The organism is Streptomyces sp. NPDC058086, from assembly GCF_042885015.1.
Taxonomy (GTDB): Bacteria; Actinomycetota; Actinomycetes; order Streptomycetales; family Streptomycetaceae; genus Streptomyces.
Genome location: NZ_JBHVST010000012.1, coordinates 55,682 through 75,563 on the forward strand (window position 1 = coordinate 55,682; position 19,882 = coordinate 75,563).

At 70.0% G+C, this 19,882-nt stretch carries 15 protein-coding genes and 7 pseudogenes; 6 read left to right on the forward strand and 16 right to left on the reverse strand.

Annotated features, from left to right (window positions below; all coding sequences use genetic code 11):
* Nucleotides 1–545 precede the first annotated feature (545 nt).
* Both ACFVWD_RS12125 and ACFVWD_RS12130 read right to left on the reverse strand, forming a co-directional pair.
* A pseudogene (locus tag ACFVWD_RS12125) lies at nt 546–1,640 on the reverse strand (IS256 family transposase); the annotation flags it as partial.
* Nucleotides 1,641–1,882: 242 nt separating this feature from the next.
* Nucleotides 1,883–2,479: a DUF4352 domain-containing protein gene (locus ACFVWD_RS12130; protein WP_389595489.1), complete on the reverse strand. Its 597-nt coding sequence runs from the start codon at nt 2,477–2,479 to the stop codon at nt 1,883–1,885.
* A 173-nt stretch (nt 2,480–2,652) separates the two neighbouring features.
* On the opposite strand from ACFVWD_RS12130, the pseudogene ACFVWD_RS12135 reads away from it, so the two are divergent.
* Nucleotides 2,653–2,832, forward strand: a pseudogene (locus ACFVWD_RS12135) (DUF6207 family protein); the annotation flags it as partial.
* Between the two features lie 51 nt (nt 2,833–2,883).
* On the opposite strand, the gene ACFVWD_RS12140 reads toward ACFVWD_RS12135, so the two are convergent.
* Both ACFVWD_RS12140 and arsM read right to left on the reverse strand, forming a co-directional pair.
* Entirely contained in the window at nt 2,884–3,171 is a 288-nt protein-coding gene (locus tag ACFVWD_RS12140; RefSeq protein ID WP_389595659.1) for a hypothetical protein, read from the reverse strand.
* A gap of 219 nt (nt 3,172–3,390) precedes the next feature.
* Nucleotides 3,391–4,203, reverse strand: a pseudogene (gene arsM, locus ACFVWD_RS12145) (arsenite methyltransferase); the annotation flags it as partial.
* A gap of 151 nt (nt 4,204–4,354) precedes the next feature.
* Between arsM and ACFVWD_RS12150 the strand changes: the two are divergent.
* Genes ACFVWD_RS12150 through ACFVWD_RS12160 form a run of 3 tightly spaced genes read left to right on the forward strand, consistent with a single transcriptional unit; the run spans nt 4,355 to nt 6,474 of the window.
* The gene (locus ACFVWD_RS12150) at nt 4,355–4,717 is read left to right on the forward strand and encodes a MarR family winged helix-turn-helix transcriptional regulator (protein WP_014173936.1); all 363 of its coding nucleotides are present in this window, start codon (nt 4,355–4,357) and stop codon (nt 4,715–4,717) included.
* Nucleotides 4,714–6,147: an MFS transporter gene (locus ACFVWD_RS12155; protein ID WP_389595491.1), complete on the forward strand. Its 1,434-nt coding sequence runs from the start codon at nt 4,714–4,716 to the stop codon at nt 6,145–6,147. Before ACFVWD_RS12150 ends, ACFVWD_RS12155 begins: the two co-directional genes overlap by 4 nt.
* Before the next feature lie 33 nt (nt 6,148–6,180).
* The gene (locus ACFVWD_RS12160; protein WP_060897481.1) at nt 6,181–6,474 is read left to right on the forward strand and encodes a DUF1330 domain-containing protein; all 294 of its coding nucleotides are present in this window, start codon (nt 6,181–6,183) and stop codon (nt 6,472–6,474) included.
* A 127-nt stretch (nt 6,475–6,601) separates the two neighbouring features.
* Here the strand turns inward: ACFVWD_RS12160 and ACFVWD_RS12165 are convergent, their stop codons facing one another.
* Nucleotides 6,602–6,907 carry a transposase family protein gene (locus ACFVWD_RS12165; RefSeq protein WP_389595492.1) on the reverse strand — a complete coding sequence of 102 codons (306 nt, stop codon included), beginning with the start codon at nt 6,905–6,907 and terminating at the stop codon, nt 6,602–6,604.
* Between the two features lie 268 nt (nt 6,908–7,175).
* Here ACFVWD_RS12165 and ACFVWD_RS12170 point away from each other — a divergent pair.
* Together ACFVWD_RS12170 and ACFVWD_RS12175 are read left to right on the forward strand one after the other, a co-directional pair.
* Nucleotides 7,176–7,787, forward strand: a pseudogene (locus ACFVWD_RS12170) (arsenic resistance protein); the annotation flags it as partial.
* 61 nt (nt 7,788–7,848) lie between these two features.
* Nucleotides 7,849–8,192: pseudogene (locus ACFVWD_RS12175) on the forward strand (arsenate reductase ArsC).
* A 15-nt stretch (nt 8,193–8,207) separates the two neighbouring features.
* Here ACFVWD_RS12175 and ACFVWD_RS12180 read toward each other — a convergent pair.
* The 11 genes and pseudogenes from ACFVWD_RS12180 to ACFVWD_RS12230 form a co-directional block, all read right to left on the reverse strand.
* A complete protein-coding gene (locus ACFVWD_RS12180; RefSeq protein WP_389595494.1) occupies nt 8,208–8,711 on the reverse strand; it encodes a hypothetical protein in 504 nt (167 codons plus the stop codon).
* Nucleotides 8,695–9,330, reverse strand: coding sequence for a hypothetical protein (locus ACFVWD_RS12185; protein ID WP_389595496.1), 636 nt, complete (start codon nt 9,328–9,330; stop codon nt 8,695–8,697). Before ACFVWD_RS12185 ends, ACFVWD_RS12180 begins: the two co-directional genes overlap by 17 nt.
* 1,382 nt (nt 9,331–10,712) lie before the next feature.
* Entirely contained in the window at nt 10,713–12,626 is a 1,914-nt protein-coding gene (locus tag ACFVWD_RS12190; protein WP_389595498.1) for a hypothetical protein, read from the reverse strand.
* Nucleotides 12,626–14,107, reverse strand: coding sequence for a site-specific integrase (locus tag ACFVWD_RS12195; protein ID WP_389595500.1), 1,482 nt, complete (start codon nt 14,105–14,107; stop codon nt 12,626–12,628). Before ACFVWD_RS12195 ends, ACFVWD_RS12190 begins: the two co-directional genes overlap by 1 nt.
* 332 nt (nt 14,108–14,439) lie before the next feature.
* Nucleotides 14,440–14,634, reverse strand: a pseudogene (locus ACFVWD_RS12200) (DNA ligase); the annotation flags it as partial.
* Nucleotides 14,635–14,993: 359 nt separating this feature from the next.
* Nucleotides 14,994–15,587, reverse strand: a complete 594-nt coding sequence (locus ACFVWD_RS12205) for a hypothetical protein (protein ID WP_389595661.1) — start codon at nt 15,585–15,587, stop codon at nt 14,994–14,996.
* A 97-nt stretch (nt 15,588–15,684) separates the two neighbouring features.
* Nucleotides 15,685–16,260: a hypothetical protein gene (locus ACFVWD_RS12210; RefSeq protein ID WP_389595501.1), complete on the reverse strand. Its 576-nt coding sequence runs from the start codon at nt 16,258–16,260 to the stop codon at nt 15,685–15,687.
* Nucleotides 16,257–17,654 (reverse strand): hypothetical protein, encoded by a 1,398-nt coding sequence (locus ACFVWD_RS12215; RefSeq protein ID WP_389595503.1) that lies wholly within the window; start codon nt 17,652–17,654, stop codon nt 16,257–16,259. Before ACFVWD_RS12215 ends, ACFVWD_RS12210 begins: the two co-directional genes overlap by 4 nt.
* The gene (locus ACFVWD_RS12220; protein ID WP_389595504.1) at nt 17,651–18,484 is read right to left on the reverse strand and encodes an ABC transporter ATP-binding protein; all 834 of its coding nucleotides are present in this window, start codon (nt 18,482–18,484) and stop codon (nt 17,651–17,653) included. Before ACFVWD_RS12220 ends, ACFVWD_RS12215 begins: the two co-directional genes overlap by 4 nt.
* Entirely contained in the window at nt 18,481–19,299 is an 819-nt protein-coding gene (locus ACFVWD_RS12225) for a zf-HC2 domain-containing protein (protein WP_389595506.1), read from the reverse strand. The genes ACFVWD_RS12220 and ACFVWD_RS12225 overlap by 4 nt, the downstream gene beginning before the upstream one ends.
* Nucleotides 19,296–19,845 (reverse strand): annotated as a pseudogene (locus ACFVWD_RS12230) (RNA polymerase sigma factor). Before ACFVWD_RS12230 ends, ACFVWD_RS12225 begins: the two are co-directional and overlap by 4 nt.
* Between the last annotated feature and the right edge of the window lie 37 nt (nt 19,846–19,882).

The window sequence follows — 19,882 nt, forward strand, 5'->3', positions numbered from 1 at the left end:
GATCTGGTCCTGTTCCTGGTGCTATGCCGCCACCCATGTGGGTGGCGAGCGGTTCGACATCTCATGGCCGCCGTAGCAGCCCATGGAAATGTGCTGGGAGAGGGCCGTCGCAGATGGCCTTCCTGCCAGTGTCTCCCATCGCTCAGTCCTTCTCCTCGTAGTGCCCCACGTAGAGTCGGGTCGGCGGGATCGACACGGTGCAAAAGCCTCCAACGCGGAGCGCGGAACCTGCCTTTTCGAGACGATATGGGCTCCATTCCTGATGGGAATCACCGTACGGGAGGGCGACTTGCCCGTTCCATCGGAAATCAGAGGAATTGTCGATCGTTCCCCACGGCCATTCCAGAGTGATGTAGCGATCTGCCTCGACCACCCGAGCGGTCGCCGGCTCACAGGAGACGATCACTTCGTCGCCTATCCGAGGAACCATGTCTGAACACCTTTGTTCCGGTCATGGGATGGAGAGGAACGGTCGAGACATAGCGGCTGGACAGCTCACCGGCAGTGAGGGGAGACAGGCCCGATTCTGGACCTCATCCTCCCGCTCAGGCGGTCCGCTCCTGGCGCTCGACCAGGACCCCATTCTCAGACCTGGTGCTGGCCCGGACCAGGGGGCACCAGGTGTGCTCCGGTGATCGCCCGCCAGCGGGCCTGCGCGGACTCCACCAGCTTGAACACCATCGCTAGGGCCACGGCTGGGCCGCCCGCGCCGCGGGTGACCTTGGTGCGGAGCTTGACCGTCGAGAACGTGGACTCGATGGGGTTTGTGGTCCTCAGGTGGATCCAGTGCTCGGCGGGGAAGTCGTAGAACGCGAGCAGTTTCTCGGCGTCGTCGGTGTTCTTCGCGACGTCCTTGGGCCACTTGGTGCCGTAGGTGCGCGCGATCGCCTCGATCGCCTTCTAGGCGTAGGTGCGGTCCTCGGCGTTGTAGATCTCCTGCATCTCCTTCGTCGCGCCCGGCTGCGCGGACTTCGGTAGGGCGTTCGTGATGGTGCGGGCCTTGTGGACCCAGCAGAACTGGTGACGGGCGACAGGGAAGACCTCGGCGAGCGCGTTCCACAGTCCCATGGCGCCGTCGCCGACGACCAGCTCGGGGGCGCGCATGCCGGGGCGGCGGCAGTCGCGCAGCAGGTCGGCCCACGACTCGGTGGACTCGCGCAGTCCCTCGGCCAGGGCGACCAGCTCCTTGGTGCCGTCCAGGCGGACGCCGAGCAGAACCAGGACACAGGAGTGGGCCTGGCCGAGCCGGACCTTGGGGTGGACACCGTCGGCCCACACGTAGACGTGTCGGTCTGCGACAGGTCGCGGTCCTGGAAGGCGGCGTGGTCGTCCTGCCGCTGACTGGTCAACCAGGTCACCGTGGCAGGTGACAGGCCGGCCGTGCCGCCGAGGAACTGCTCCAGCGCGGGCACGAAGTCGCCGGAGGACAGACTGTGCAGGTAGAGCGGGGGCAGCACCTCGGAGACCTTCGGGGACTTGCGGCACCACGGCGGCAAGATCTTCGAGGAGAACCGCTTGTGCTCGCCGCTGGTGTCGTCGACGCGCCGGTCGTTCACGCGCGGGGCCCTGACCTCGACCGGTCCGGCTGCGGTGACCACGGTCCGGTTCCGGTGGTGCCCGTTGCGGACCACCAGGCGGCGGACTCGCTGCTGCCTGAGCAGGCGGTGAACGGGGCGAGTGCGATGAGCAGGATGGCGGCGGTGGCGCGGCGCATGGGTCCCCCTGGAACACCTGGCGTTGAGGGGGCGTCATGGCTCGGCCTGCGTGATCGTTTCCGGGTATGCCTGATATGCCGCCCGCGGTGAGGCGAGATCGCGCGAAATGCAACTACAGGTGTAGTACTGACGCCCGGCCGTCACGGGTACGGCCGGGCGAGCGCCGGTTAGGACAGCTTCCATTCCCCGGTCTGCTCGGCGAACCCAGAGTCCATGCCGAACTGCACGACCGACACCTTCGACGCCTTCGGCACCTCGAACACAATCCAACCGAGGGCCTTGCCACCGGGCTTGAGCTTCACATCCGAGGACATGGACGGCCCGGCAGAGATGTCAGCGAACGCGGACTCGAACTGCTGCCCGTCGGCGTCACTGACCTGCGCACCGTTCGAGGGGCTGTCGTTGTAGGCGACGCTACCGGTGTTGACGAGCCGGAACTGGATACCGACGTACCGCTTGCCGGACCCGGGCGTGGTGAACTCGTCGGCACCCTTGGCGGGGTCGGCCACCTTGACGACGGTGACGTCGAGCTTGCTGCCGTCGTCGGTGCCCTTGAGAGCGATGGTGTCACCGACCTTGGCGACCTCCGGGGCCGCGGACTTCTTCGTGGCCGGCTTCTCCCCGCTGCCCTTGCTGGCGGGCGTGGAGGCCTGGGCCTTGGGCTTGTCGGTCACGGTGCTGCCCGAGTTGCAGGCGGTGATGGTGAGCGCGCAGGCCGCGATGGCGGTGGCGGCAGAGAGTCTGATGCGGGCGCGGTGGTTCATGGTCCCCCCAGGGTTTTGTGTCACGTGAGTGAAGGACATGTAAAGGACTCGTATGGTTGCACGTTTGACGAAAAAAGTTGCAACCCCCACGCAACCCGAACGCCCGTTCCGTCGTCTTCCAAAGCCAACTACCCCCACCGCATGTCCACTTCGGACATGGCGACGCCCCGTACATGGACCCGATCAACGAGATGCACGTATGCCGGCCGGGCCTGGTCGTGGTCGACGTCGCGGCTGCCGACGACGCCACCGCGCTCGCCTTCCGGCAACTGCTCGCCGACCGCAGGGCGACGGCGCAGCGGACGACGCGGGACGTCGACCAGCCCGGCGTACGGCTGCGTTGCTACCTGGACCCGCGCCAGTCCATCGGCCCGGCCGCGACATCGGCCGAAGCCTGCCGCAGGTCAGCGCAGACGGACCACGGTGACCACCGTGTGCCGGGTCGTGCCCGCCACGACCTCCACCACGACATCGCCCCCGGCAGGCGTGCAGGAGTCGCCGGCCTTCGTGAACGCGCGCCCGGGCTGGGGGACCAGGCGCGAGGCGACGGCGGCGGCGAGTGCCGTGGTCGGGTGCCGGGACAGCGCGACGCGTCCGTCGGGAAGCCGTACGGCGAAGGCCTTCAAGTGCCGGGCGGTGCCGGTGAATCCGAGCACGGCTGCCTCGATCGTGTCCGCGTGGCGGATCTTCAACCATGCGCTGATGCGGCCCGCTCGGTACGGGGAGGTGGTGCGTTTCGCGACGATGCCTTCGATGCCCGTGTTGTTCGCGCGGTGGGTGTGTCCCGCGCTGGTCGCGTCTCTTTGAGTTGGATCAGCGCGGGATCCGATGTCCCGTTGAGGAGGGCGTTCGTGTCGCTCTCAGGGGCTGCGGGAGGCCACCCTGAGGTGAGGTGTCGAACCGGCGTGCTGTCAGCCGCAGTTGCAGCCGGATGCGCTCTTGGCGTCGGCGACCGTGCTGTTCGGGTCGTCGGCCTGTTCAGCGGGAGTGCAGCAGGCGGTAACGCCGCAGCAGGAGTCGCTGCCCGTGCTCGCCTCAGCCTTGTTGCTGGTGGTGGGCTTCGTGGCGCGGACGACGGCGGAGTGCATGCCGTCGGCGACCGCGTGGGTGGGGCTGAGTTCGATGTTGGTGAACCCGGCGGCTTCGAGGCCCTGGCGGTACTCGGCGAAGGAGAGGGCTCCGGCGATACAGCCGACGTAGTCGCCGCGCTCGGCACGCTGATCGGGGGTGAGGGTGTCGTCGGCGACGACGTCGGAGATTCCGATCCGGCCGCCGGGTTTGAGGACCCGGATCATCTCGGCGAAGACGGCGGGCTTGTCAGTGGACAGGTTGATGACGCAGTTGGAGATGACGACGTCGATGGTGTTCGCGGGCGGCGGGATGGCCTCGATGGTGCCCTTGAGGAACTCGACGTTGGTAGCGCCGGCCTTCTGCTGATTCTCCAGCGCGAGGGCGAGCAACTCCTCGGTCATGTCGAGCCCGTACGCCTTGCCGGTGGGGCCGACGCGGCGAGCGGAAAGCAGTACGTCGATGCCGCCGCCGGAGCCGAGGTCCAGGACGCGTTCGCCTTCGTGGAGGTCGGCCATCGCGGTCGGGTTGCCGCAGCCGAGGGAGGCGGCGAGGGCCTCAGCGGGCAGGGTGTCGCGCTCGTCTTCGGTGTACAGGGTGGAGCCGAAGTTGTCGTCGATCTCGATGGCCTCGGGTCCGCAACAGGCGGTGCCGCCCGCGCCAGTCGACCATTTCCATAAACTATGAATATAAAAATGCTATGCTTCGAGCGTGAGTCGTCAAGACATCGCTCCTGGCGCGTCCGCCGCCATCGGGGCAGCCCTCTACGGCCTGGCCACCAGGGCCGCGAGACGCCTGCCCCGGGACATGAGCCTGACGTCCGCCGCCACCCTGGCCACCCTGGACCGGACCGGCCCGCGGCGCATCACCGATCTGGCCGCGGTCGAGGGCGTCACCCAGCCCGCGATGACCGCCCTGGTCCGGGTGATGGAGGAGTCCGGCCTGGTCGAGCGGCGGGGCGACGCGTCCGACAAGCGGGTCACGCTGGTGTGCCTGACCGAGGCCGGCGCCTCCTATGTCCGGACGCGGCGCCAGGCGGGCGTCCACGCGTTCGAGCGGTTGATCGGCGAGCTCACCGGCGACGAGGTCGAGGCGCTGGTGGCGGCCCTTCCGGCGCTGAAGCATCTGGCAGAGCTCGAAAGCCAGGACCGCGAAGGGCCGAAGCAGTGACCGGGCAGCCGGTCGGCGGGGCCGCGGTGAAGGCGTTCCCGGTGGCGTGTTCCGAGGCGCGGCTGCTGGTCCCCGCCCTGATGTTCATCGCTCTGGTCGTGGCGGCGGTCGCCAGCCTCGGGACGCCGCTCATCACCAGCGTGGCGACCTCGTTCCACGTCTCGCTCGGCAGCGCGCAGTGGACGCTGACCGTCGCGCTGCTCAGCGGCGCCGTCGCCACGCCGGTCCTGGGCCGACTCGGAGCCGGCCCGCACCGGCGGGCCACGATCCTCGCCACGCTGGCGGTCGTCGTCGCCGGCAGCGCGCTCACCGTGCTGCCGCTGCCGTTCGCGTGGCTGCTGGCCGGCAGGGCGGCCCAGGGCGTCGGGCTCGGGCTGACGGCGCTGATGATGGGCGTGGCCCGGGACCACCTCCCCGAGGAGCGCAGCGCGGCCGTGATCGCCCTGATCTCGGTGGTCTCGATCATCGGGGCCGGCGTCGGCTACCCGCTGGCCGCACTGCTCGCCGAGCTCGGCGGGGTTCGGGCCGCCTACGGCCTCGGCCTGGTCGTCACCGCCGCCGCCCTCCTGACCGCGTGGCGCTCCATGCCCGAAGCCCCCGAAGGCCGCTCCGCCCACGTGGACGTGGCAGGCGCGGTCGTCCTGGCCGCTGCGCTGCTCCTGGTGCTGTTCCTCGCCGGCGAACGGAATCTGTGGAGCCGGCACCTCGCCGTGGCGGCGGGCCTCGCCGTCGTCGCGGTGGTGCTGCTCTGCGTCTGGGCCGTCATCGAGCTGCGCAGCACGACGCCCCTGGTCGATGTGCGGGCGGTGCGGCACCCGGCGGTCGCCGGGGCGAACCTCGCCATGTTCGTCGGCGGGATCGGCATGTACCTCCTGCTCACGCTCATCACCCGGTACGCGCAGACGCCGCACGGCGCCGGCTACGGCTTCGGGCTGACGACCTTCGTCGCCGGGCTGGTCCTCATCCCGTTCTCGGTGCTGGGGTTCGTCGCCGGCAAGCTCACGCCGCGGGTCCGGACGCGGATCGCCGACCCCCTGCTCCTGGCCGGCAGCGCCGTCGTGGTCGGCGGCGGGTTCGCCCTGTTCGCGGCGGCCCGGTCGGACCTGGCCGAACTGTTCGCGGCGATGGGCGTGCTCGGCTTCGGCGTCGGCGGCTTCTCGGCCGCGATGCCCGGCGTCATCCTGGCCGTCACCCCCAAGAGCGAGACGTCGAGCGCCATGAGCTTCAACTACGTCGTCCGCAGCGTCGGGTACTCCCTGGGCAGCGCCATCGGCGGCCTGATCCTCGCCGCGGGCACCGGCCCCGGCCACCTCTTCCCCGACGACAGCGCCTACACCACCGCGGCGCTGGTCGGCATCGGCGCCATGGCGATCACGACGCTGACAAGCTTCGCTCTCGCCCGCCGACGCTCGTCCGAGACCAACCCGTAAGTCAGATGCACTCATCCCAACACTGGAGGTTCCATGCCCAAGGGCTACTGGGTCAGCGTCTACCGCACCATTTCAGACCCTGAGAAGCTGGCTGCTTACAACAAGCTGGCCGCTCCGGCCGTCAAGGCCGGGGGCGGTCGGACCTTCGTCCGTGGCGGTCGGGTCGTGGCGCATGATGCCGGAATCGCCGAGCGCACCGTCCTGATCGAGTTCGACAGCTTCGAGCAGGCCGTCGCGGCGCACGAGAGTGCGGCCTACCAGGAGGCGCTGGTCGCCCTCTCCGACGGCGTCGAGCGCGACTTCCGCATCGTCGAAGGCATCGACTGACCGAGGTCCAGTCGGATCTTCACTGAAGATCCACCATCTTGGTTTTCGCTGGTGCAGCTGCTGGTGTGGCGGGGTTCGTGGGTGCTCGTGCTGGTCGTGGGCGGCTGTCTTCGGTCTTGATCGTCTGTCAGCGGTCGAGTTCGAGGTTCGTCAGGACGAGCAGGGCGCGGAGCAGGTTGGTGGCGCGGGCGGGGCTCGTGCGGAGTTTGGTGAGGATGCGCCAGGTCTTCAGGTGCGCGAAGCCGTGCTCGACGGGGGCGCGGCCGGCGGCGATGATCCGGTTGGCGGTCTTCCGGCCGGTGGTGAGCTTGCGGGTGCGGGTGGCCTTGTAGCCGGTGACGACGACTTGGTCGTTGCAGTCCTTGCCGAGGCCGAGGAAGCCCAGGTCGGCCAGGGCGCCGAGGCCGGCCGCTTTCAGGTGCTCGACGCTCATCACGCTCGACCCGCACATCGGCCAGCTGCTTGACCAGCTCCTCTTCCAGCAGGTCCAGCTCGGCACGACGCGTGGCGATCCGCTCCAGCATCCCCTCATCCGTCATGACACTCCAGCGTAGGAACCGCACCGGCCACCACGAGCCGGAACAGCCCACGAACCACCCTGACGAACGATCTACACCCAAGACACCCGCACACGACCAGCACGAGCGCCTACGAACCCTGCCACACCAGCACCCTCACCAGCGGAATCAAGATGGTAGATCTTCTATCTCTCGGTCCTGCCCGGCTGGCTCGGACTGGAACAGACCACCCTGGACGTATCGGTGTGGGAGATCGCCCGCAGCGTGCTCACCTTCCTCGGCATCCCGCTGATCGCCGTGTTCCTGACCCGCCGGCTGGGCGAGAAGGCCCGGGGCCGGACCTGGTACGAGACCGAACTGATCCCCAGGATCGGGCCGTTCGCCCTGTACGGGCTGCTGTTCACGATCGTCGTGCTGTTCGCGCTGCAGGGTGAGGCGATCACCTCCCGGCCGCTCGACGCGGTGCGGATCGCGCTGCCGCTGCTGGTGTACTTCGCGCTCATGTGGGCCGGGTCCATGGCCCTGGGTAAGACCGTCGGCCTGGACTATCCGCGGGCGACCACGCTGGCCTTCACGGCCGCGGGCAACAACTTCGAACTCGCCATCGCGGTGGCGATCGCCACCTTCGGCGCGACTTCCGGCCAGGCACTGGCGGGCGTGGTCGGTCCGCTCATCGAGGTGCCGGTGCTGATCGGGCTCGTCTATGTCGCCCTTGCCGCCTGCCGCTTCTTCTCTCAACCCGCCCCGGTGACCGGCCAGTCGGCTGCCCTCGAAGAAGGAACCGCTCGTGTGTGAAACCGTCTCCGGCAAGCCGTCCGTGCTGTTCGTGTGCGTGCACAACGCCGGACGCTCCCAGATGGCCGCCGCCTTCCTCACGCACCTGTCCACCGGCCGGGTGGAGGTCCGTTCGGCCGGGTCCGCCCCGGCCGAGACCCGGCGGTCATCGAGGCGATGGCCGAGGCCGGGATCGATCTGTCCGCCGAGGTGCCCAAGGTGCTGACCATCGAGGCGGTCCAGGCGTCCGACGTGGTGATCACGATGAGGTGCGGGGATGCCTGCCCGGTCTTCCCGGGCAAGCAGTATCGGGACTGGAAGCTCGACGACCCGGCTGGTCAGGGCGTCGAGGCGGTCCGCTCGATCCGGGACGAGATCGAGGCGCGCGTCCGCACTCTGCTCGCCGATCTCCTTCCCGTGCAGTGACGCCTCGCCGGTACGTCAGCTGCAGGAGCCGATGGTCTGGCCGCCGCGGGGAACAGCAGCGAGGCGGGCCCGAGTTGGCGTGCCGGTAGCGGCCTGAGGACTGCGCTGCCGGATGATCTCTTCGTGCTGGGCGGCGATGCGGGACAGCGCGAGGATCTTGAACTCGCTCAGTTTCTCGATCGCCTCGCTCTGACGAGCCGCATGTTCCCGCAGTGCGTCGATCTCGGCTTTCAGACGGGCGATCTGGGCATCCCGGGGGTCCGGGAGGGTGCCCGCCTCGTGCAGTGCCTTCAGGCGGCGTACGAAGTCCTTGGCAAGATGCTGGTACGGGCCCTCCCGCACAGTGCCGTTGGGGTTCTTCTTCGAGTAGAACCCGGTGCGGTTGATCCCGGCCTCCGCGGCCAGCGTCTTGAGGTCGCAGCGTCCGCCGGGCGGAAGCTCGCCGCGCAGGAGGCGGTCCATGGCGGCCCGGATCGCTTCCTCGTTGCGCCGGCGTTCGCTGCTACTGATCTGTCCCATGCATCTCTCCGCGGTCCGCGGCGTCGATCCCGGCGACGATGCGTTCGGCGCGCTCGGCCTCGACGACCAGCCGGGCTCGCTCGTTCTTCTGGCCGCGTCCGATCTTGCTGATGAAGGCCCAGCTGGTGGCTGCCGAGCTCGCCCATACCTCACGGTGGCAGGAGTGATGGGTGGCCTGCGGGCCGCGGGCCGAGTCGCACATCCCGGCCAGCGGCCGGTCTCGCTCGGCGCTGCGGGCGAGGGTGAGACACAGGGCCTTGCCCGGGTCGAGGAACCAGCAGTAGTTCGCCAGCCCCAGGTGCAGGGCGCCGACCCGTCTGGCCAGCAGGTTGAGCAGTTCCTGATCGCTGCGCTTGACCGTGGGAGCCGTCACGTCCAGCTCTTCCAGCTGGCGCTCGACACTGGCGAAGAACGCCAGCAGGTCCCGGGCCCCGGGGCCGGAGGGGCGACGCCCGGCCTGATAGTCGCGGAACGCCCGCAGGGTCAGCGTCTGATTGCGGGACTCCTCTTCCTTGCCGACCTCGGCCAGGAAGAGGGCCTGTGCTCCGCCGGGACGGTTCGCATACCCCTCGGTGGTGGTGACGGACAGGTGCTTGAGCTGCAGCTTCGCCGCGAACAAGCCCCCGGGCCGGTGGGCGAGTTCGACCGCCAGGGTGCGTCGCAGGATGCGCGGGGTCAGGACATCGTCAGGCAGATGGGGCAGCCCCAGGCGCTGTCCCTCGCCGCCGTTGACCCACTCCCGCAGCTCCAGTTAGCGGCGGCACAGATCCAGGTGGGCGGGGAACAGGTGCGCGGCGCCCGGGTCGGCGAGCTCGCGCGCGATGCCGGCAGCCTCGTACGCCTCGGGCACCACCACCCACTCGTCCCAACTCCCGCCGTGGCCGCGGTGCTTGATGACCTTGCTCTTGAGGCGGTGCCGCACCCGGTTCGGACCGTAGGAGCAGGGCGCGAGCTGGCAGTCGAGGGGGAGTTCGATCAGCTCGCTGGTGCGCATGCCGCTCAGTGCCGCGATCGTGAGGATGCGGGCCGTACGGACGTGGCTGAGCAGTCGCGCCAGGCCGTCCTGCGTGATGGGCAGCGTCCAGGCAACCGCACCGGCGCCGTCCGCGCGGTCGATGAGTTCCGCACCCCGGCCCCAGCGCGGCTTGACACCCACCTCGGCGATGGCCTGCTCCAGCAGCGGACGGACGGCTGCGGTGCGCGGGTCGCGCAGGAAGCCGGGTCCGGGACGGAAAGGGTGGCCGCTGCGGCTGCGCACGCCGCCCTCCAGGGCGAGTGCCGCGAAGTTGACCTTCAGTAGCGGGTCCGCCCGGTCCCATCCATGGGTGAGCTTGTGGCGGACCGACCGGTCCTCATCCTGCTCGAACGGCTCCCCGCTGACCAGGTGGGCGCGGACGGCCTGCTCGAAGTGGGCCGTCGTGGCGGTGCGGACGGGGCCCGGTGGCTGGGGCCGCGGGGCGTCGCAGATCTTGGCCTGGGCCAGGGCCCGGGGTGCGAGGGTGTGGATGAGGAACAAGGTGGCGGTCAGCAGCGGGGCCATCACCTCGGCGCGGGCCGGGGGCGTCTTGTTCTCCCCGCTGTTCTTCGACACCCCGGCGACCACGTGAGCCAACTGTCTGTCCCAGGGGCGAAGGCCGCTCGGATAGTGGTCGGTGGTGAACAGTTCGCCGTAGTCGGCGAGTTCCTGCAGTACCTGCACCACTGTCAGCTGTGCGGGCCTGGCCGGCTCGTCCCCGGTCCGGCCGGCGCACCGGTGCTGCAGGTGCACGGTGCAGTGATGCTGGGTCACCTCCGCCAGGGACGTCACGCCTTGCGTGGTCAGGCAGTTCAGCCACCGTGTCAGCTGCTGGAACCGGTCGTGGCAGGTCCGCACCGTGCGCGGTACTCGGTGGGCGGCCGCAAGGACGCGGACGCGTTCGTGGCCGGGGGCGCACAAGGCCGTCAGGTACTCCTTGGCCAGCACGCGCCAGCGGGGATTGCGGATCTCGTCGAAGTTCCAGATCAGCACGCCGCGGGGGATTGAGCGGGGCAGCTGGTCGACCACCGTGAAGTCCCAGCGGTCCTGCTCGAAGCGGGGACCGTGCTGTCCGCGCCGAACCGGCAGCCCCGCGACGGTGCAGATGTCCGCGCCGTCGAACGCGGGCTCCGGCCGCGCTCGCGCGGCTTCGACGACCATTCGGTGTACTCCTCGGGTCGCAGGGGCAGTTCGCTGTCGAGGCCGGTCACCTGCTGGGCGGCGTGCTGCAGGGCGCGTTCCTCGAAACAGTCCGGTGTGAGCAGTTCGTCCAGCCGCTGGGCGTACGGGCCGAAGACGCTCAGGAACGCTGCGGCGGGCATCAGGCGCCACTGCCTGGCGAAGTACGCCCGCAGCCGCATCAGGTTGGGCAGGTGGCGGGGCGAGAAGACGGCCAGCGGACACAGCAGGCACACCCATGGCCGCGCCGGACACGGCTGCCCCGCCGGACCGTGCAGCCCCGACAGCTGATCCGCACAGCTTGCCGCGAACACATCCCGCTCGCCGCCCAGCAGTTCGGCCAGCGCCATATCGTCCAGTCGCAGCTGCCGGGCCGCCTGCGGGAAGTCACGGACGAAGGAGGCCAGGTCCTCGTGAGCGGCGATCACCACGGGCTGTGCATGGGCCCGGCGGACCAGGTCGCGCTGGGCATCCTCGATCACGTTCTCGGTGGCGGTCCGTTGCGCCGGGCTCTGCCCGGCCAGGTAGTGATCGCCCTCCACTGCCGGGGTGTGGTTGGGGTCGATCGTGGCCCGGCTGCTGCCACGCCAGGATGTCCGGTCTCGTGACGCCTCGACGGTGGTCCTGATCCGGTGCAGGTGGATCCGCAGCGGCCGCCCGGCATCGTCGACGAGCTGATGGTCGCGGACCCACGTGGCCCGCGCGGAGTTCTCGAACCGGCCCGCCGACCAGCCACTGCCGTCTCCCGGCCAGTAGCGCAGCCACAACTGCTCGCGCAGCTCGCGCGGAGCGAACCGCCGGGCGACGTCCGTGTGCTTCAGCCACTGCTTCAGCACGCGCACCGCCGGCCGGGACAGGGTCAACGACTCCTTGCCGGTGCGGCCCTTGACGTAGTCGAGCAGAACCGCCACGTCCCCGCTCCAGCGCACATCCCCCAGACCCAGGTCGGCGAGTCCGTCCGGCACGATCCCGGTACGGATCCCGAACAACAGGCGGTAGGCGAAGGCCACCGAGGCCCTGGGGAACAAGGCGGACACCGCCTCGTGGGCGCCATCGGGATACACGTCGCCCACCCGCCACATACGTCCCGGGCGGCCGTTGCGGGCGGCTCGGCCCAGGGCCTGCGGCCCGTGGTGCAGCAGAGAGAACTGGATGTTTTCCCGCGACAGCCGGTCGGACAACTCCCCACCCCGCGCCGCGTCCCGCAGCGCCTGCCGGTGCGCTTCCCACGCCTGCACCACCGCGTACTCCGCCGACGCGGTCAGCTCCTTCCACTCCCGTGCCGAGTAGGCAGGCAACGGGCGCCGGTTGCGGTTCAGCCGTGGATGAAAGGTCCGTCCGTCCACCATGTGTCGCACGTCCGGAGCCAGCACATGCTCCAGGTCGTCCAGACGTCGCAGCAGTCCCCGGTCATGCGCCTCATGCCGGTTGTCCCGGCCCATCCAGTACTCGGCCAGCACCGTGCGCGTCAGGGCGCTCGCGTCCCAGATGAAACCCAACTGATGTAGGCCGCACAGTAGTTGATGGATCGCGGTCAGGCGTCCCTTGACCGTGCCCGCGGTGCCGAGCCCGCCGTGCGGGACGACCAGATCCGCCAGGGCCCGCAGCAGCTGCCGTGCCAGCACCGGCAGCACATCCTCACGCAGCAGGCACTGTGCCCGACTCCCTTCGAGGAACACGCAGTCCAGGCCCAGGGGCTGCTCCGTCACCGTGGCGGGCATCAGACACCCACCTCGTGACTGGCGTCGGCGAACTCGTCGTCCGTCTCTCGTTGCGCCACCTCGTGATCGAGCAGCCCCCAACGGCGTCCGGACTCCACGTAGTGCTCGCGGAAGATCCGCAGCATGTCCAGGCGTCGCAGGTACTTTTCCGTGGTGAGCACCGAGGAATGGCCGAGCAGGTCCCGCAGGACCAGGAGCGGTTCGGTCGTCGTCAGGTAGTGCGACAGGGCCGCGTCGGCGTCGCTGCCCGCAGCCGACAGCCGCGCGGCCTGCTCGTAGAACCCGGCCACCAGCCGTTCCATCGTGGCCATCGCGAACGTGTGCCGACAGCAGTGCGGGTGCACGTGCGGGAAGCGCGGCTCGAACCGCTCGCGGATCCGGCGGGCCGTCCGTTCGAACACCGTGGACCAGGCGGTGAACGGGCTTCCATCGGACCGCACGGCCAGCAGCATCGAGCCACCGTCGGGGGCCACCAGGCGGAGGCGATCGGCGGGCCGCAGCGTATGCCACTGCACGCGCCGCCCGTTGACCCGGCCTCCGCGGCTGTCCATCTCGCTCACCATGAGCGGAGCACCCCACCGCTTCGGCGGCCGCCACACCGACCCTTCGCAGGCCGGCATGCGTTCCAAGGAGACGTAGGAGTGCCCGCGAGCGAGCGCGGAGTACGAGGTCCAGGTGACACGGAACTTGCTGCCCTTGGTGATCGCCTCCGGCAGCGGGAACGCGATCGGCATCAGCCGCGGCGCCACCGGAAGCGGCGGAACCTCGCAGACCAGCAGGTAGGAGAACTCCTGCAGCCGTGGACCAGACGACATCACGAGCTCGCCCATCGCGCTGTTGCGGGCCAGATGCCGTTCGCGATACCGGCCCGGCCCCTCGTCCTCGCTCCCGTCCGGCCGCAGGCCCGCCAGGCCGTTGATGAACGTCGTCGCGAAGTCGTCCTCCAGGTACTTGATCGTCACGTGGGCCTTCGGGACCCGCCGCCGCGCCTGATTGACCAGGACTTCGCGGACGGTCTCGGCGTAGAGCATCACCGCCTGCTCATAGGTGAACGGCACCGCCGTGGCGTACTGCTCGGCCATCGCCCACCGGTAGAACATCCCCAGCACGCTCATGTGCTGATTCCACGTGACCGCGCCCAGCCGCTGTTTGGAGTCCCCCGTGGCCCGGTCCACCGCGTACGTGCTCAGCAGGCCCTTCAGCCGGTCCCGGGTGTCGAAGACCTCGACCCCGTGCAGTTGGGCTGCCACGATCCAGTCCCGCAGGATCCGCGCGTACGTACCCCATGACGACGGCGCCGGACAGTTCTCCGTCGGCCGCAGCCGCCACCACTCGTTCGCCACAGCCGTCGCACGCACCCCGTGGCCGTCCTCAAGCAGGAGGTCGTCGTCGACGAGGAACGCCATCCCCTCGGGGATCGTCGGCTTCCCCGACAACCCCCAGGACTCCCAGCCCTCACTGGAGTAGAACGCCAGCTCCATGCCCCCGACCCTAGGGACGGGACACAGCGCACCACACCCCACAAACGCGTTCGAGCCCTAGCCCCCACGCTCCTTACGAGACACGGCAGTTGTGCGTAAACAACCGTGCTCGTTGTGGAGGGCGCTGCACCAGGTGAGTGCGGTGTTGCGGTCGCTGGTGGCGGAGACGGCCTGGATCGGGGAGTTTGCGGGCAGGCCTGCCAGGAGTTTGAGGAGGGTTGCGCGGCGCTCTCTGTACGGGCGCGGCCGGGCATCGCTGGACGGCAGTTGACGGTGTCGAACGCGATGTAGTGCGCGGGGTGTTGGGCGGCGAGCCGGAGGGCGCGGGCGGGGGAGGAGGCGGCTCGGGCTTGTGCGGCCTCGAAGCTGATCCGGCCGTCCTCGGTGGTGATGACGGCCTCGCCGTCGAGAACGGTCCCGGCCTGGAGGTGGTGCCCGGCGAGAGCGAGGTCTCCCCATGCGGCGGTGACGTCGCGTCCGGAGCGGGCCTGTAGCTGGACCCCGTCGTCGGTCCGCCACGTGATCATTCTGTGGCCGTCATTTTCCAGACTTCGGTATGTCCCACGAGACGGCTGAGGCCCCCGAGGCGGGTCGAGTGATGGGCCCCGCCCATCACGGCGCCGCGGCGACGGCGTTCAGCGGCACTCGGACACCCTCCGGTTCGTCCTGTCCGAGGCCACACCCGGCGGCCTGCTGCTGTTCCCCCAGCTGGTCCGCGCGAGCGAACTGTCCCCGAGCCAGGTGCGGGCAGGGTTCGCCTGGCTGTACGACGTCGTTACCGAACGTGGGTAGCCGCCCCTGAGCTGGACAGGCCAGGAGGGCTACCAGCTCGGAGCCGAACGACCCGCGCTCGAAGCCTACGAACACGCGGTGATCAAACAGGTACTCAACTTGCCGTTCGACCAGTGACCTGTGTGGTCATGGTGACGGTCGAAGTTCTTGTGCCTGCTTGGTGGCTTCGGCTTGTGTGAGTTCCGCGGCGCACGGACTCTGCATGTTCGCGAGTCATCTCACGGAGTGTGGATGATGATTCGGCGGTTCGCTGAGCGGCGGCTTCAGCCGCCTCGGTCCAAGCCCGCAGGACTTCGAGGGGCTGCTGGTGGCCGCAGGCCGCTTCAGTGCCGGACTGGTCACGTACGACGGCCTCGTCGCCGATGTTCACGTGGACGCTGACACCTTGGTCGTGGAAGACGACGTCGAAGGGTGCTTCGTGGGGGTCCACGCCCTGGGCGGTGGCGGTGCTGATCGTGAACTGTTCTTTGGGTTTTGTCCAGAAGTCCTCGCCCAAGGGCTCGACCCAGACCCCGAGTATCTTCTCGTTGTCGTTGTGCAACCTGAACTTCGGCATTGCCGCAGCACAGGCCGCGTGTGCAGCCCTCACTGGGCTCCTCCCGTTCGTGGCGTCGCCGGGATCGGCTTTCAGGATCACGACGGGGCGCCCCGGCACCTCGGCCATGATCATGAAGACCTTGCCGCGCACCTTGCAGACCTCCCACTCGGGGCCGAAATGAACAAGGCCGCGTAGTGGGTGCTCGATCCGATGCGTGCGCATGCCGCACGCGACCGCGCTGCGGTCGTCACCGTCTCGGTCCCGCGATGGCGTAGGCCGCGGTGCCGGCAACCGCGAGGACCAGGGCCGTCCAGGTACCCGCTGCCGTGCCGGACGGCAGCAGCATCCAGCTCGCCACCCGCATCGGCGCACTCGTCGGGGGCGGGGCAAGGAACGAGAACGAGAGCCAGGCGAACGGCAGCGTCCAGGCGTACTGGCCGCCCGAGAGCGCCGCGCCCAGGGCGCCCAGTCCTATCAGGCCCGCGCTGTCCCGGACGACGAAAGCGGTGGTGGCCATGGACTCGCCCATCGTCTGCACTGTCAGTAGCACCGCGGCGACGACCGCGCCGCAGAGCAGCACGTGTGCCGCTCTGCGGGGCACCCACCGGACCGCGGCCGTCCGGTCCAGCGCGAGGTCCTGCCCGCTGAGCCCGGTCGAGGCTGCCATCGCCCCCGTAGCGAGGACGAGCACGGGCAGCCGCGGATCACCGAGCCCCCCGCTGTCGTCCCGGGCGAGTGTCCACACCGCCACCGCGCTGATCACCACCGCGGCGAGCGACGCGGGTACCTGACGGGAGCGTGCGTACAGCGTCAGCCATCTCACAGGGACGCACCGCCCTTCAGCGCGGCGAACGCGTCGCCCTTGCAGGAGAGCGCGGCGGCGCGCATCGCCTTGATCCGCGAGAGCTGCTCGGACCACGGAAGCGCCTTGAGTTCCTTCCACACCGGGCGGGTCTCGGCGTCGACCTCGCGGCGCAAACTTGCTGACAAGGTGCCTGGAAGCGGCCTGAGGTCCCCGAGGACCCAGCCCACCGCGACGGTCTGCGCGAATTCATCGTCCCCAAAGCTGCTCCAGCCGACGGGGGAGCACCCTGGCACCATGCCTTTGGCGATCAGGGCCCAGGTCAGCTCCTCGCCCTTCGCGGCGGCGATGATGTCGTCGTCGAAGTCGAAGAGCACGGTCTTGCGGGACCACTGCGGGGTGGAGCCTTCCGGCAGTACGGTGGCGTTCTCCCGGACCGAGACCGGCGCCTGGCTGCCCAGGGCGCCATGCAGCCGCCGCAGCGCCTCCTTACCGGGACCCGCGAGGTCGGCGAGTCGCGCCTGCTGCGTCTTCGTCACGCACACCGGGCCGTCGCACACCAGCTCCGCGGCGGCCTCGTCGACGACGTAGATCCGGCGCGGGTCGGAGGGAAGGACGAGCAGAGCGATCACCGCGCCCGCCAGGACGGGCGTCAGGGCCAGCAGCCGGGCGCGCGGGCTCGCGGCGACCAGCAGCGCGAAGCCGGTCGCGGCCATGGCGAGCAGCCAGATCGTCTGCCCGACGTGCACGGAGGCGGAGAGCGTCACGAGTTCATCGCGCACCTCCTGCACCGCCGGTGACAGCAGGGAGACCCGGTTCGGCTCCGTGCTCGGGAGCCCCGTCGCCGTGGTCGTCTCCGTCCGCCCCAACGACATCTGCATCAGGGCCGTGAACACGAAGGCGCCCATGGCCAGCGCGGGCGGCGTGAGCACGGACGGCAGGGCCCGCCCTGCCCCCATGCCCAGCACGGCCCCCGCGACGAGAGAGAGTGCCCCTACCAGCGAGATCGGCAGCCACCCGAGGTGCGTGTACTCGGTGTTGGCGACCACCTGAACCGCGCCCACGAGGACGAGGAGCGCAAAGGCCGAGGCCAGCGTGATCGCCGTCGCGCCCGCCAGCGTGGCCGCGCGGTGCCGGGCGGGCCGCGGCGTGCTCGTCAGCAGCTCGGACATCTTCGAGCGGTGGTCGCGCAGGCCCTGCAGCGCCCCGAGCCCCACGGCGAGCGGCCACAGGTAGAACAGCAGGGAGCGGGTCCACAGGGCCATGGACGTCCACTGGGCCGTCCACGCCGTGGTGCCCGTCCACCACGATCCGGGAATCAGGTACAGGAACGCCAGCGCCGGCGTCAGGACCACGGCGCCGGCCCACGGGGCGACGGAGCGCTTCAGCTCGATACGCAGGACGCGGACGTTCACCAGGTGCCCCTTCCCTGCTCGGGGTTGAGCAGCAGCGCCGAGTAGCCGCGCTCCAGCGGGCTGTCACCCACGTGCTCGGGGCCGCCCACCGAGGCCAGCTCGTCCGGAGGGCCCTGGAAGACCAGTCGCCCCTCGGCGAAGAGCACCACGTCGGTGCACGCCGCGGCGACGTCCTCCACCAGATGGGTCGAGACGAGCACGCAGGTGTCCGTACCCAACTCCTGCAGCAGCTCACGGAAGCGCAGCCGCTGCGCCGGGTCCAGGCCGACCGTCGGCTCGTCCAGCAGCAGGATCGTCGGGTCGTTGACGATGGCCTGGGCGATGCCGACCCTGCGCACCATGCCGCCCGAGAGGGCTTTCATCCTCTCGTCGGCGCGGTCCGCCAGACCGACCCTCTCCACGGCGCGCTGCACGGCGGCGGGGATGTCCGCCTTGGGCACCTCCTTCAGCCACGCCATGTATTCGACGAACTCGCGCACCGTGAAGCGCTTGTAGTAGCCGAACTCCTGCGGCAGGTAGCCGATCCGGCGGCGCAGCGCCCGGTGTTCGCCCATCCCGCCCGCGGACTCGCCGAGCATCTCCAGGGTGCCCTCGGTGGGGCGCAGTACAGTGGCCAGCGTCCTGATGAGGGTGGTCTTGCCCGCCCCGTTGGGGCCGAGGAGGCCGTGTACGCCGATGCCCAGCGACAGGTCGAGCCCGTTGACGGCCATCCGGTTCCTGCCGACCCTGACCTTCAGTCCGGTGGCCTGGATCTGCCAGGCGTAGGCCGTTGGTGCGATGTCGGCCGCGCTTACCGCGGACATCATGTGGTGTTCCTTTCCGTTGGTCATCGATGGGTTCCCAACACGGAGTACGCGCCCCTGCGTGCGATCACGACAGCGGTACCGAGTGCCAGGACCAGTCCCCACACGGGCAGGCTGCCCGTCTGCAGGGCGAAGGTCGTACGGCTGGTGGCCAGGGTCGGCGCCACGACGGCGGCGGCCCACACGGCCGCCAGCGCGACAGCGGCGCGGGTCACGCCGACGACACCGCCGAGCGCCAGGGTCGTCGAGGTGAAGGCCAGACAGGGCAGCAGCCACTGCGCGGCCGTCACACCGGTCGCCCATCCGGCCACCAGCAGCACGGGGACGACCACGGCGAGCACGGACGCCGTGCGCCGCAGCACCAGGTACAGTCCCGCCCTCGGCGCGGAGGCCGTCAGCTCGTACGCCGGGTCCAGGCCGCGCGACCACGACGCCGCGACGCCGAGGACGGGCAGGATCGGCGCGAGCAGCAGCACCAGCGACACCTCGCCGAAGCCGGTGTCGACCAGGTCGAGCAGGAGCGCGAGCAGTGTCACGCTCACGACCATGGCCAGCCACGGCACCATCGTGGGCGTCATCCACCTCGACAGCCACGCCGACCAGCGCCGTTGGCGCGGCATCGTGGCGGTGGCGGCCAGCTGGGGTTCGAGGTCGGACCACACGGTGCCGACCAGCGCCGCCACGGCGGGCGCCTCGGCAGTGACGGCGGCCGACAGCCGGTCACGACACACCCCGCACGCCTCCAGATGGGCCTCCAGGGCCCACACCTCGTCGGCGGCGATGTCCGTGTCGCCGCGTGCGTAACCGTCGATGATCCGCTTCGACGCGTGTTCCAGGCTCATGCCAGCGCCTCCCGCATCGCGATCCGGGCCCGGCGGGCACGGGTCTTGACCGTGCCCTCGGGCAGTCCGAGCAGGACCGCGGTCTCCCGGACGGACAGCCCGTCGAGCACCATGGCCTGCAGTACCTGTCTGAGTTCCGGCGCGAGGCGCCGCAGCGCGTCGCCGACGTCACCGCCGACGGCCGTCGCGAGTGCCTCCTCCTCGGCGGCGGGCGCCGCGTCGGGGAGAGCGGCGGCCGCCGGCGGCTCGGCGTGGTGGGCCCTGCGCCGGAAGGCGTCCACGAGGCGGCGTGCCGCGATCGTCCACAGCCATCCTGCGGCTGTCCCGCCCGCCGAGGACCCGGCGAACGCGCCCGCCGCGCGCCACACCGCCAGATACGTCTCCTGCATGACCTCGGCGACGATCTGTTCGTCGGCGCAGCCGCAACGCCATCCACGGCGCGGTGCGCCGGTACAGCTCCTCGAACGCCGCGCGGTCACCCCTGGCCACCAATTGGACGAGACGCTCCTCGTCCAGCGCGCTCGGTGCCTTCCTGACTGATCTCACACCGGCTAGACGCCCGGGCCGGGCCCCAGGTTTTCCC